This window comes from Streptomyces sp. NPDC107559 (assembly GCF_055657365.1).
The window spans coordinates 1,177,736-1,190,888 of record NZ_JBVKBD010000001.1 but is presented as its reverse complement, the minus strand read 5'-3'; the positions used below and the strand labels follow the sequence as shown (position 1 = coordinate 1,190,888).

Sequence of the window (13,153 nt, the reverse complement as noted above, 5' to 3'; positions counted from 1 at the left end):
CATCAGTCCAGCCAGACATAGCCGGCGAGCCGCCCGGTGGTGCGGTCCCGGCGGTACGAGAAGTGGTCGCCGGACTCGAGCGTGCACACCGGTGACTGCGCCCGGTCGTGCACCCCGAGCCTTTCGAGCTGCGCGTGCACGCCGGCGGTCACATCGACCGCGGGTGTGCCCCAGCTCGTCTCCGAGTGCGCCGCCGGTTCGACGGCGGCGACCTCGGCGCGCATGTCCTCCGGCACTTCGTAGCACCGGCCGCAGACGGCGGGTCCGGTGCGGGCGACGATCCGGGCGGGGTCGGCGCCGAGCGACTTCATCGCGTCGACGGCGGCGGGCACGACCCCGGCGACCATGCCGGGACGCCCCGCGTGGGCGGCGGCGACCACCCCGGCCACCGGGTCGGCCAGCAGGACCGGGACGCAGTCGGCGGTGAGCACCGCGAGGGCGAGCCCCCGGGTGGCGGTCACCAGGGCGTCGACCGACGGGACGGGTCCGTCGCCCCAGGGCCTGTCGACCACGGCGACATCGTTGCCGTGCACCTGGTTCATCCAGACCACCCGGGCCGGATCCAGCCCGAGCTCCCGCGCCGCCGACCCGCGGTTGGCGCGGACGGCGTCGGGGTCGTCACCGACCGCGCCGCCGAGGTTGAGCTCCTCGTACGGAACGGCGCTCACCCCGCCCCACCTGTCGGTGAAGGCGAAGTGCGCGCCGTTCGCAGTGCCCGTTACGGAGCGCTGTCCTATCACTTCAGAAAGTCCGGCACGTCGAGCTCCTCGGCCGCGCTGTCCGAGTAGCTCCGCGACGACGGCAGCGGCGGGGCCACCGGGATCTCCTTCACGGGCTCCGGGGCGGGCTCCGGCTCCTCCTTCGGCGTGACGCTGCCGAGGGAGCCGAAGGACGGGCGGCTCTCGGGCTGGCGGACGGGAGCGGGCTCCTCGCGCCGGGCGGGGGCCGAGGACGTGCCGAGGACGTTGTCCCGGCGCGCGGGCGGCTGCCCGCCGTCGAAGCCGGCCGCGATCACGGTGACCCGCACCTCGTCGCCCAGGGCGTCGTCGATGACCGCACCGAAGATGATGTTGGCCTCGGGGTGGGCCGCCTCGCTGACCAGCTGGGCCGCCTCGTTGATCTCGAACAGGCCGAGGTCGGAACCGCCGGAGATCGACAGCAGGACGCCCCGGGCGCCGTCGATGGAGGCTTCCAGCAGCGGCGAGGAGATCGCCATCTCGGCCGCCGCCACCGCGCGGTCGTCGCCGCGGGCCGAGCCGATGCCCATGAGGGCCGAACCGGCCTCGGACATGACCGACTTGACGTCGGCGAAGTCGAGGTTGATCAGACCGGGGGTGGTGATGAGGTCCGTGATGCCCTGGACACCGGAGAGCAGGACCTGGTCCGCCGACTTGAAGGCGTCGAGGACCGAGACCTGGCGGTCCGAGATGGACAGCAGCCGGTCGTTCGGGATGACGATGAGGGTGTCGACCTCTTCGCGCAGTTCCGCGATGCCGTCCTCGGCCTGGTTGGCGCGGCGCCGGCCCTCGAAGGTGAAGGGGCGGGTGACCACGCCGATGGTGAGGGCGCCCAGCGAGCGGGCGATGTTGGCCACGACGGGCGCGCCGCCGGTGCCGGTGCCACCGCCCTCTCCGGCGGTCACGAAGACCATGTCGGCCCCCTTGAGGACCTCCTCGATCTCCTCGCGGTGGTCCTCGGCGGCCTTGCGGCCGACTGCCGGGTTGGCTCCGGCTCCGAGGCCGCGGGTGAGTTCCCGGCCGACGTCGAGCTTGACGTCGGCGTCGCTCATCAACAGCGCCTGCGCGTCGGTGTTGATGGCGATGAACTCGACGCCCTTGAGACCGACCTCGATCATCCGGTTGATGGCATTGACACCACCGCCGCCGACACCGATGACTTTGATGACTGCGAGGTAGTTCTGCGGTGCTGCCACGTCGAAGGCCTCTCGCCTCGAGTTACGTGTCGCCGCCTCGCCGTGTCGCGATCCGACGACTGATGCCGAATGGGGACGGTCCGTAGCGCCGACCCGAACCCTAACGTTGAAGTTTAGGGTTACCAGTGTGTCTGTTCCCTGGAGTCTTCTGAACAGGACACTAAGTCGACAAGTGGCGCGCGTTCAACGAACACGCCGAACCTCCCGTTTTTCTTTTCACCCTATGTGATCAGGCGTAGCGCTGCCCAACCAGGGTGCTGGCCTGCGCCGATGTGCGTCAATTCACCTCTGAGGCGGGGGCGGTGGGAACGCTGACATCGAAGTGCCGCGCCCCGGGGGCCGCTTTCATCAGTGCAGTGAGAGTACGGGCCTTCGTGCCGCCGTGTTCACCGCTGCCCCAGGCGACCGACCGTCCGGCGGTCAACTCCAGTGAGATGTCGTCGTAGGAACGCACCTTGACGGTCCGGGTCTCGTGCGCGACGGCGGCCGGAAGGTCCCCCGCGACCCGCACGGCCTCGCGCACGAGCCGGTCCTCGCCGAAGCGCCGCAGACTCGCGACCGCCGAACCCGGCCGGGAAACCGACAAATCAAGCATCGGAACGCCTTTCGGCGCCTCGGAAACCGTGGCGAAACGGACGCCCTCGTCGTCCACTTCGACATAGGAAGTGCCCTTTCGGACCAGAAGGACCGGAGAGCGCTCGATCACCTTCAGCCCGATTCCATGGGGCCAGGAACGGACCGCGTCAACCGAGTCAATTCGGGGCAATTTCCGGCGAAGTCGCGCCTCGATTGCATCGGTATCGACCGAAATCAGCGGCGCCCCGACCGGAACGTCCGCGGCCTCGCGCACCTGTTCCGGTGTCAGCACGGTGGTGCCCGAGACCGAGACACGACCCACCCGCAGCCACTGCGAGCCGTACAACACCCAGACGCAGCCCGCCCCGAGGAGCACGGAACCGAGCAGCATGAAGATGATCACACGAAGCCGGCGCCGCCCGAACCTCCGGACGAGGGGCGGGCCGGACGACTCCTGCTGACGTTCACCGCGCTCGGCGGTGGTGGGTCCGGCCACGCTCCCTGCCCTTTCGTCGTCCGCGCCTAACGGCGTGCGGCGATCGCCTCGTAGACCAGGCCGACGAGCAGTTCGTCGGCGTTCCGGCGGCCGAACTCGCTGGCGACGGTGGACATCTCGTACAGCCGGTGCGGGTCGGCGAGCACGGGCAGCACGTGCTCGCGCACCCACTCCGGGGTGAGTTCCGCGTCGTCGACGAGGAGACCGCCGCCCGCCTTGACCACCGGCTGGGCGTTCAGCCGCTGTTCGCCGTTGCCGATGGGCAGCGGGACGTAGGCGGCCGGGAGCCCGACGGCGGAGAGTTCGGCGACGGTCATCGCGCCCGCGCGGCAGAGCATCATGTCGGCCGCGGCGTAGGCGAGATCCATCCGGTCCACGTACGGTACCGGCACATAGGGTGGCATCCCGGGCATCTGCTGCACCTGCGGCAGTTCGTTCTTCGGGCCGACCGCGTGCAGGATCTGGATGCCCGCCTGCTGGAGCCACGGCGCGACCTGCTGGACCACCTCGTTGAGGCGGCGGGCGCCCTGCGAGCCGCCGGAGACGAGCAGCGTCGGCAGATGGGGGTCGAGCCCGAACGCCGCGCGGGCCTGGGGACGTACGGCGGCCCGGTCGAGGGTGGCGATGGAGCGGCGCAGCGGGATGCCGATGTAGTGGGCGTCGCGCAGCTTGCTGTCCGGGGTGGAGACGGCGACCCTGGCCGCGTACCGCGAGCCGATCTTGTTGGCCAGGCCGGGGCGCGCGTTGGCCTCGTGGATCACGATCGGCACACCGAGGCGCTTGGCGGCCAGATAGCCGGGCAGGGCGACGTAGCCGCCGAAGCCGACGACGCAGTCGGCCTTGGTGCGCTCCAGGATCTGCTCGGCCGCCTTGATCGTCCCGCGCAGCCGGCCCGGGACGGTGATCAGCTCGGGGGTCGGCTTGCGCGGCAGCGGCACCGCGGGGATCAGCGCGAGGTCATAGCCCCTCTCCGGGACGAGCCGGGTCTCCAGGCCACGCTCCGTGCCCAGCGCCGTGATCCCCACGGTGGGGTCCTGCCTGCGCAGGGCGTCCGCGAGGGCGAGCGCGGGCTCGATGTGGCCGGCGGTCCCCCCACCAGCGAGTACGACATGCACCGAAATTCACCGCTCTCCGGACGTACGCGCCGCCGAGGCACGCCGTCGCATCGTGTTCCATCTCCGAGGCCCCCGGTCGGGCGCAGAGCCTCCAGCCCGCTTTCTACCAAAGCGGGGCTGCCGCATCGCAAGCGCCGCCCGCGCAGCGGGCTCGTCACGCGCGAAGGCGATCAGCAACCCGACGGCGAACATGGTCGGCAGCAGGGCGGAACCTCCGTAGGAGAACAGCGGGAGAGGAACCCCGGCGATCGGCAGCAGGCCGAGCACCGCACCGATGTTGATCACCGCCTGTGCGACGATCCAGGTGGTCACGCCTCCCGCGGCATACCTGACGAAGGGATCCTCCGTGCGTCCGGCCACGCGGATACCCGCATAGCCTAGAGCCGCGAACAGGGCGAGCACCGACAGCGTCCCCGCCAGGCCCAGTTCCTCACCGGTGACGGCGAAGATGAAGTCTGTGTGCGCTTCGGGCAGTTGTCCCCATTTCTCCACACTTGCACCCAGTCCGGATCCGAAGATCCCGCCGGAGGCGAGGGCGTAGATGCCGTGCACGGCCTGCCAGCAGTCGACGGGGCCGCTCTGCGGCTCGGTGGCGCCGATGCAGGAGAGCCGGGCCATCCGGTTCGGGCTCGTCTTGATGAGGATCACGCCGATCGTGGCCGCGATCGACAGCACGCCCACGAACAGCCGGGTCGGTGCGCCCGCCAGCCACAGCAGTCCGAACAGGATCGCCGTCAGGATGATCGCGGTGCCCATGTCGCCGCCGAGCATGATCAGCCCGAGCAGCAGGAAGGCCACCGGCACGAGCGGCACGAGCATGTGCTTCCACTGCGCCAGCAGCTTCTTGTCGTGTTTGCGCGCAATGAGGTCCGCGCCCCACAGCACCAGCGCGAGCTTGCCGAACTCGCTGGGCTGGATCTGGAAGGAGCCGCCGAGGGAGAGCCAGTTCTGGTTGCCGTTGACCGCGACTCCTATCCCCGGCACCTGCACCAACGCCATCAGGAAGACGGCTCCGGCGAGGATCGGGTAGGCCAGCGCGCGGTGCAGTTTCACCGGCATCCGGGAGGCGAGCAGCAGCAGTCCGGCGCCGATGGAGGCGGCCAGGAACTGTTTGCGAAAGAAGAACGAGCCGGGCAGCGCCATCTGCAGCGCCGTGATCTGGGAGGCCGAGTAGACCATCACGAGACCCAGCACGGTGATCAGCAGGCTGCCGCCGAGGATCAGGTAGTACGCGGTCAGCGGGCGGTCCCAGGCCTTGCGGGCGCGCCGGTGGAGCACGCGCAGCGGGTTGTCGCGCGGGCCTCTGGGGGCAGGCGGCAGCCGTACGGCCCGCTGCGCGGGCGGACGCCCGGTACGGCTACCGGGCATCCGTGGCTCCGCTGTACGTCGGCCTCGACGGTCGCACGCGTCCCTCCCAGGGTCGCCCGGCGGCAGGCCGGGTCAGGCACCGAGTTCGCGAACCGCCTCCGCGAACGCGTCACCGCGCTTGTTGTAGTTGGCGAACATGTCCATCGAGGCGCAGGCCGGGGCCAGCAGCACCGTGTCGCCGGCGGTGGCGAGCCGCCGGGCTTCCCGGACGGCCGCGAGCATCGCCCCAGTGTCGGTCCGGTCGAGGTCGACGACGGGTACTTCCGGGGCGTGTCGCGCCAGGGCTTCCCCGATCAGGGCGCGGTCCGCGCCGATGAGCACGACGCCGCGAAGGTGCTTCGCCGACTTCGCGACGAGTTCGTCGAAGGTCGCGCCCTTCGCCAGTCCGCCCGCGATCCACACGATCGACTCGTAGGCCGCCAAGGAGGCTTCCGCGGCATGGGTGTTGGTCGCCTTGGAGTCGTCGATGTAGGCGACGCCGTCCACGTCCGCCACGTGCGCGATGCGGTGGGCGTCCGGGGTGAAGGCCCGCAGGCCGTCCCGTACGGCCTTGGCCGGCACCCCGAAGGCGCGCGCGAGGGCCGCCGCGGCAAGGGCGTTGGCGATGTTGTGCGGGGCGGGCGGGTTCACGTCCGCCACCTCCGCCAGCTCCTGGGCGTTCTTCTGCCGGTTCTCGACGAAGGCGCGGTCGACCAGGATGCCTTCCACCACGCCGAGTTGGGAGGGACCCGGGGTGCCGAGCGTGAAGCCGACGGCCCGGCAGCCCTCCTCGACGTCCGCCGCGCGCACCAGGTTCTCGGTGGCCCGGTCGGCCACGTTGTAGACGCAGGCGATCCGATTGCCCTCGTAGACGCGGCCCTTGTCGGCGGCGTACGCCTCCATGGAGCCGTGCCAGTCGAGGTGGTCGGGGGCGAGGTTGAGGACGGCGGCCGAGTGGGCGCGCAGCGAGGGCGCCCAGTGCAGCTGGTAGCTCGACAGTTCGACCGCGAGGACGTCGTACTGCTCCTCGCCGAGGACCGCGTCGAGCAGGGAGACGCCGATGTTGCCGACCGCCGCCGTGCGCAGGCCCGCCGCCTTCAGGATGGAGGCGAGCATCTGGACGGTGGTGGTCTTGCCGTTGGTGCCGGTGACGGCCAGCCAGGGCGCGGCGTCCGGGCCCCGCAGCCGCCACGCCAGTTCGACGTCGCCCCAGACGGGGACGTCGGCCTGCGCGGCGGCGGCGAACAGCGGCTTGTCCGGCCTCCAGCCGGGCGCGGTGACGACGAGCTCGGTGCCTTCGGGCAGGGTGTCCCCGTCACCGAGGCGCACGGTGATGCCGAGCGCCTCCAGTTCCGCCGCCTGGGCGCGGGCGCGTTCGTCGTCGCCGTCGTTGACGACGGTGACCCGCGCGCCGAGCCCGTGCAGCACCTTGGCCGCCGGGACGCCGGAGACGCCCAGTCCGGCGACGGTGACGTTCTTCCCCTGCCAGTCGGTCACTTGTCCGCTGCCCATCCCGCGTAGAAGAGGCCCAGTCCGACGATCACACAGATGCCCTGGATGATCCAGAAACGGACCACCACAAGTACCTCGGACCAGCCCTTGAGTTCGAAGTGATGCTGGAGTGGCGCCATCCGGAAGACGCGCTTGCCGGTGAGCCGGAAGGAGCCGACCTGGATGACGACCGACATGGTGATGAGGACGAACAGGCCGCCGAGGATGGCGATCAGCAGCTCGGTGCGGGAGCAGATCGCGAGTCCCGCGAGCACACCGCCGAGCGCCAGCGAACCGGTGTCACCCATGAAGATCTTGGCGGGCGACGTGTTCCACCACAGGAAGCCCAGGCAGGAACCCATCAGCGCGGAGGCGATGACCGCGAGGTCCAGCGGGTCGCGCACCTCGTAGCAGGCGTTCGGGTTCGTCAGCGTCATCGAGTTGGCGCAGGACTCCTGGAACTGCCAGACGCCGATGAACGTGTAGGCGCCGAAGACCAGGACGGAGGCGCCGGTGGCCAGGCCGTCCAGACCGTCGGTCAGGTTCACGCCGTTGGACATCGCCAGGATCATGAACAGCGCCCAGACGACGAACAGCACCGGGCCGATCGTCCAGCCGAAGTCCGTGATGAACGACAGCTTGGTGGAGGCCGGGGTCTGGTTGCGGCCGTCCGCGAACTGGAGCGAGAGCACCGCGAAGGCGATACCGACGATCAGCTGGCCGGCCATCTTCGCCTTGGCCCGCAGACCGAGCGAGCGCCGCTTGACGATCTTGATGTAGTCGTCGAGGAAGCCCACCAGGCCCATGCCCGCCATCAGACCCAGCACCAACAGGCCCGAGTAGGTGGGCGCGTAGCCGGTGATGACCTTGGACAGGAAGTAGGCGGCGATCGTCGCGAAGATGAAGGCGATACCGCCCATCGTCGGCGTACCGCGCTTGCTCGCGTGCTCCCGCGGGCCGTCGTCGCGGATGTACTGCCCGTAGCCCTTGCGGGCGAGGAGCTTGATCAGCAGCGGGGTGCCGATCAGGGTCAGGAAGAGGCCAATGACTCCTGAGAACAGGATCTGCTTCATCATCGGGCGACAACCTCACCCTCGGCACCGCTCTCGAGCAGCGCCTGCGCCACGCTCTCCAGACCGACCGAACGGGACGCCTTCACGAGCACGACGTCGCCCGGGCGCAACTCGCTGCGCAACAGGTCGACCGCCGCCTGTGCGTCGGACACGTGCACCGACTCCTCACCCCACGAACCCTCGTTATATGCGCCCAGTTGCAGCCAGGCGGCTTCCCTGCCCCCGACCGCGACGAGCTTGCCGACATTGAGCCGGACGGCAAGCCGTCCGACCGCGTCGTGCTCGGCGAGAGCCTCGTCCCCGAGCTCGGCCATCTTGCCGAGCACCGCCCACGTACGACCCCCTTGTGCCTGAGCGGCCTTGCCCATCGCCGCGAGCGCGCGCAAGGCGGCTCGCATGGACTCGGGGTTCGCGTTGTAGGCGTCGTTGACGACCGTCACGCCGTCCGGGCGCTCGGTGACCTCCATGCGCCAACGGGAGAGGGAGCCCGCCTCGGAGAGCGCGGTGGCGATCTCTTCCACGGACATGCCCAGCTCATGGGCGACGGCGGCCGCGGCGAGCGCGTTCGACACGTGATGCTCACCGTACAGGCGCATGGTCACATCACTGCACCCGGAGGGTGTGTGAAGGCTGAAGGCGGGCTGTCCGCTGTCCGTGAGTCGCACGTTCTCGGCGCGAACGTCCGCTTCGTCGGACTCTCCGAAATAGACCACCTTCGCCTTCGTACGGGAGGCCATGGCCCGCACCAAGGGGTCGTCGGCGTTGAGGACCGCGACGCCGCCGTCCTGCGCCGGCGGCAGTGCCTCCACGAGTTCGCCCTTCGCCTGGGCGATCTGCTCGCGGCCGCCGAACTCCCCGATGTGGGCGCTGCCGACGTTCAGCACGAGGCCGATCCGCGGGGGCGTCAGGTCCGTCAGGTAGCGGATGTGGCCGATGCCGCGGGCGCCCATCTCCAGCACCAGGAACCTGGTGTCCTCGGTGGCGCTGAGCGCGGTCAGCGGCAGCCCGATCTCGTTGTTGAGCGAGCCGGGCGTCCACACCGTGGGGGCGTGCCGCTGGAGCACCTGCGCGATCAGGTCCTTGGTACTGGTCTTGCCCGCCGAGCCGGTGAGGGCGACGAGGGTGGCACCGAGCTCGCGCACGACATGCCGTGCGAGGGCGCCGATGGCCGCCTGGACGTCCTCGACCACGACGGCGGGGACGCCGACGGGCCGGGACGCCAGCACGGCGGCGGCGCCGGCCTCGACGACCGCCTGTGCGAAGTCGTGGCCGTCCACCCGTTCGCCGACGAAGGCGACGAACAGGCTGCCGGGCACCACCTCTCGGGAGTCCCGGACGACCGGTCCGGTCACCTGGACGGACGGATCCGGTATGTCGTACGTCTGCCCGCCGACGACTGCTGCGATCTCGGCGAGGGAGAGGGCGATCACAAGTTCATCCCTGGGTCTGCTGGATAGCTTCGCGAAGCACCTGGCGGTCGTCGAAGGGACGGACCACTCCGGCGATGTCCTGGCCCTGCTCATGGCCCTTGCCCGCGACCAGCAGGGTGTCCCCGGGCCGGGCCCGGGAGACGGCGGCGGCGATCGCGGCGGCCCGGTCCTCGAACAGGAGCACCTCGCCCCGCTCGTGCGCGGGTACGGAGGCCGCGCCCTCGAGCATGCTCGCCAGGATCGCCAGGGGATCCTCGGAGCGGGGGTTGTCCGAGGTCAGTACGGCCGTGTCGGCGAGCCGGGCGGCCGCGGCGCCCATCGGCCGCCGCTTGGTGGTGTCCCGGTCGCCGCCGCAGCCGAGCACGATGTGCAGCCGGCCCTTGGTGACCTTGCGCAGTGCGCGCAGCACCGATTCGACGGCGTCGGTCTTGTGGGCGTAGTCGACGACCGCGAGGTACGGCTGTCCGGCGTCCACCCGCTCCAGGCGACCCGGCACCCCGGGTACCGCCGCGACACCGTCGGCCGCGGTCTGCGGGTCGAGCCCCGCCACGGCGAGGGCGACGATCGCGGCCAGGGCGTTGGCGACGTTGAAGGGGCCCGGCAGCGGGGACCGGGCGGCGATCTGCTGCCCCTCGGGGCCGGTCACGGTGAACGTCGAGTCCATGGGCCCGACGTGGACGTCCTCCGCGCGCCAGTCCGCGTCCGGGTCGCCCTCGGCGGAGAAGGTGACGACCGGGACGGTCGCCTCCCGCGCCAGCCTGCGGCCGTAGGCGTCGTCGAAGTTGACCACACCCAGCCTGCTGCGCCGCGGGGTGAACAGCTGCGCCTTGGCCTGGAAGTAGTCCTCCATGTCGGAGTGGAACTCCATGTGCTCCGGGCTGAGGTTGTTGAAGACGGCGATGTCGAAGACACAGCCGTCGACGCGGCCGAGCACCAGGGCGTGGCTGGACACCTCCATGGCGACCGCCTCGACGCCGCGTTCGCGCATGACCGCGAACAGGGCCTGGAGGTCGGTGGCCTCGGGGGTGGTGCGCTCGGACTTGATGCGCTCGTCGCCGATGCGCATCTCGACGGTGCCGATCAGCCCGGTGGCTCGGTCCGCCTTCAGACCGCCTTCGACCAGGTAGGCCGTGGTGGTCTTGCCGGAGGTTCCGGTGATGCCGATCTGGAGCAGCTCCCGGCCGGGGCGGCCGTAGATCGTGGCGGCCAGCTCGCCCATCCGACCCCGCGGGTCGTCGACGACCAGCACCGGCAGGCCGGTGGCGGCGGCCCGTTCGGCGCCGGCGGGATCGGTCAGGACGGCGGCCGCGCCGAGACCGGCCGCCTGGACGACGAAGTCCGCGCCGTGGGCGCGGGCGCCGGGCAGGGCGGCGTAGAGGTCGCCGGGGCGGACGGCGCGCGAGTCATGGGTGATGCCCGTGACCTCGGCGGCGTCCTTCGGAGTGGTGGCGCCCAGCTGATCGGCGAGCTCCGCGAGGGGTGTTGCGGAGACCTGGACCGGCCGGGGCGGGCCCGGATATGTCACGGGAACGCCCTTCTGGGTGGTTTGGGACTGATCAGCGTGTGGCACGGCGGTGAGCGTACCGGGCGCACCCGCTTGCGAGCGAAGCGAGGGGCCTGGCGCTCCCTGGTTCCCCGGCTGGGGAGTGATCATGGTCACGGGCTGGTTTCCTGGCTGGTTCGGTGCTGGGCGGTACGGGTTCCGGGCCGGTCAGGGTGCCGGCCGGGTCAGGGTGTGAATTCGACGGGGAGGCTGGCGGCCTTCGCCCCGGTGGGCGGGACCTGAAGGGTCTTCAGGGCGAACTCCATCACCTGCTTGTAGATCGGGCCGCAGATCTGACCGCCGAAGTAGAGGCCCTCGGTGGCGTTCTGGATCGCGCAGTAGACGGTGACGCGCGGCTTGTCCGCGGGTGCGAATCCGGCGAACGACGACGTGTATCCCTTGTACTTGCCGGTGGCCGGATCCACGCGGTTGGCCGTACCGGTCTTGCCCGCGACACGGTAGCCCGGGATACGCGCCTTGGTGCCGGTGCCCTGCTCGTCGTCCACGACCGACTCCAGCATCTGGGCGAGGCTCCTGGCGGTCCTGGCACTGATGACCCGGGTCTTCTTCGGCTGGGCGGCGGGGACGAAGCGGCCGTCCGCCCCCTTCGTGCCGCGCACCAGCGTGGGCGCGACGCGCACGCCGCCGTTGGCGATCGTCGAGTAGACCGAGGCCGCCTGCATGGCGTTGATGGACACGCCCTGGCCGAAAGGAATCGTGTACTGCTGCGATGTCGACCAGTCGTCCGGCGCGGCGAGGATGCCCTTGGTCTCGCCGGGGAAGTCGAGTCCGGTGTAGCCGCCGATGCCGAACTTGCGCAGATAGGAGTAGAGGACCCGGTTGGCCTCGGGCTGCGTCTTGCCGAGCTGGCCGGTGGCGAGGATGGTGCCGATGTTGCTGGACTTGGCCAGCACGCCGTTGAGCGTGAGGTACCAGGTCTTGTGGTCGATGTCGTCCTTGAAGAGCCGGTCGCCGCGGTGCAGCCGGTTGGGCACCGTGACATGGGTCAGCGGGGTGGCCGCGTTCTCCTCCAGCACGGCGGCCATCGACATGACCTTGGCGGTGGAACCGGGCTCGTAGGCGTCCTGGACGGCCGCGTTGCCGAGGGCCGCGGGGTCGGCCTCGGTCAGGTCGTTGGGGTCGAAGCCGGGCGAGTCGGCCATGGCGAGGATCTCGCCGGTCCGGGTGTCCTGGACGATCACATAGCCGCGGTCCGCCTTGGACTTCTTCACCTGCTCGGTGATGGCGTTCTGCGCGGCCCACTGGATGTCGCGGTCGATGGTGAGCTCGATGTCGCTGCCGGACACGGCGGGCGTCTCGGTGGAGCCCGCGGTCGGCACCTGGCGGCCGCCGGACTGGGCGTAGCGGATCTTGCCGTCCTTGCCGGTCAGCGTCTTGTTCAGCTGCTGCTCGACACCGCCGCCGCCCTTGCCGTCGGCGTTGACCCAGCCCAGTATCCCGGCGGCGAGGTCACCGTTGGGGTACACCCGCCTGGTGGTGGGGTCGGCGAAGACCCCGGCCAGCACGTTGACCGTGGTGCGGTCCGTCTGCGCCTTCTTGGCGAGCGCCGCCTTCAGGTCCTTGATCTGTGTCCAGACCTGCGGGGTCTGCCGGGCGGCGAGCCTGACGTACTGGAGCTTCTTGTCCTTGGGCCTGAGCTTCTTGACGAGATCGGCCTGTTCCAGGCCGAGGATCGGGGCGAGCAGCGCCGCCGCCTGCTCCGGCGCGTCGCCGATCTTCAGTTGTTTCCGGGTGAACATCGTGGGGTCGGCGGTGATGTCGTACGCGTCCACGCTGGCGGCAAGGGCCACGCCGTTGCGGTCGGTGATCCCGCCGCGCTCGGCGGCCAGGGTGTGCACGACGTAGCGGTTCTGCTCGGCCTTGGCGGCGTACGCGTCGGCGTCGACGGCCTGCACCTGGAGCAGTCGTACGACGAACGCGATCAGCACCAGGGTCAGCGCGAGGCTGACCATGCGCAGCCGGGGCCGGGGGCTGCCCAGCCGCAGCACCTGCGGCTGGGCGGGCCGGGCCGCGGCGGGCCGGCGGGCCGGCCGGGCCCCGGGGCCGGGCTGCCGCCGGGCCGCGGCCGGCCTCCCTGGCCGGGCCGGGCCGGGCACGCGGCGGCGTGGCGGTTCCCTGTCGGACACTT

At 70.7% G+C, this 13,153-nt stretch carries 10 protein-coding genes; all 10 read right to left on the bottom strand.

Translation table 11 applies throughout. The features are described from left to right. Nucleotides 1–2: 2 nt before the first annotated feature. Nucleotides 3–740: a peptidoglycan editing factor PgeF gene (gene pgeF, locus ACZ7OY_RS05095; protein WP_471910083.1), complete on the bottom strand. Its 738-nt coding sequence runs from the start codon at nt 738–740 to the stop codon at nt 3–5. Beyond that, nucleotides 737–1,933 (bottom strand): cell division protein FtsZ, encoded by a 1,197-nt coding sequence (gene ftsZ, locus ACZ7OY_RS05090; protein ID WP_471910082.1) that lies wholly within the window; start codon nt 1,931–1,933, stop codon nt 737–739. Before ftsZ ends, pgeF begins: the two co-directional genes overlap by 4 nt. A 277-nt stretch (nt 1,934–2,210) precedes the next feature. Further along, nucleotides 2,211–3,005 carry a cell division protein FtsQ/DivIB gene (locus tag ACZ7OY_RS05085; RefSeq protein WP_471910081.1) on the bottom strand — a complete coding sequence of 265 codons (795 nt, stop codon included), beginning with the start codon at nt 3,003–3,005 and terminating at the stop codon, nt 2,211–2,213. Nucleotides 3,006–3,031: 26 nt separating this feature from the next. Then, nucleotides 3,032–4,120, bottom strand: a complete 1,089-nt coding sequence (gene murG, locus ACZ7OY_RS05080; protein WP_471910080.1) for an undecaprenyldiphospho-muramoylpentapeptide beta-N-acetylglucosaminyltransferase — start codon at nt 4,118–4,120, stop codon at nt 3,032–3,034. 6 nt (nt 4,121–4,126) lie between these two features. After that, nucleotides 4,127–5,488, bottom strand: coding sequence for a putative lipid II flippase FtsW (gene ftsW, locus ACZ7OY_RS05075; protein WP_471910079.1), 1,362 nt, complete (start codon nt 5,486–5,488; stop codon nt 4,127–4,129). 72 nt (nt 5,489–5,560) lie between these two features. Continuing rightward, on the bottom strand, nt 5,561–6,979 hold the full coding sequence (gene murD, locus ACZ7OY_RS05070) for a UDP-N-acetylmuramoyl-L-alanine--D-glutamate ligase (protein WP_471910078.1): 1,419 nt from the start codon (nt 6,977–6,979) through the stop codon (nt 5,561–5,563). Then, complete coding sequence (gene mraY / locus ACZ7OY_RS05065; RefSeq protein ID WP_202919825.1) at nt 6,961–8,031, bottom strand: phospho-N-acetylmuramoyl-pentapeptide-transferase; 1,071 nt, start codon at nt 8,029–8,031, stop codon at nt 6,961–6,963. The genes murD and mraY overlap by 19 nt, the downstream gene beginning before the upstream one ends. Further along, nucleotides 8,031–9,461 carry a UDP-N-acetylmuramoyl-tripeptide--D-alanyl-D-alanine ligase gene (locus ACZ7OY_RS05060; RefSeq protein ID WP_471910077.1) on the bottom strand — a complete coding sequence of 477 codons (1,431 nt, stop codon included), beginning with the start codon at nt 9,459–9,461 and terminating at the stop codon, nt 8,031–8,033. The genes mraY and ACZ7OY_RS05060 overlap by 1 nt, the downstream gene beginning before the upstream one ends. Before the next feature lie 4 nt (nt 9,462–9,465). Beyond that, nucleotides 9,466–11,121 carry a UDP-N-acetylmuramoyl-L-alanyl-D-glutamate--2,6-diaminopimelate ligase gene (locus ACZ7OY_RS05055; RefSeq protein ID WP_471910076.1) on the bottom strand — a complete coding sequence of 552 codons (1,656 nt, stop codon included), beginning with the start codon at nt 11,119–11,121 and terminating at the stop codon, nt 9,466–9,468. Between the two features lie 68 nt (nt 11,122–11,189). Further along, nucleotides 11,190–13,151 (bottom strand): peptidoglycan D,D-transpeptidase FtsI family protein, encoded by a 1,962-nt coding sequence (locus ACZ7OY_RS05050; protein WP_471910075.1) that lies wholly within the window; start codon nt 13,149–13,151, stop codon nt 11,190–11,192. Nucleotides 13,152–13,153: the final 2 nt, after the last annotated feature.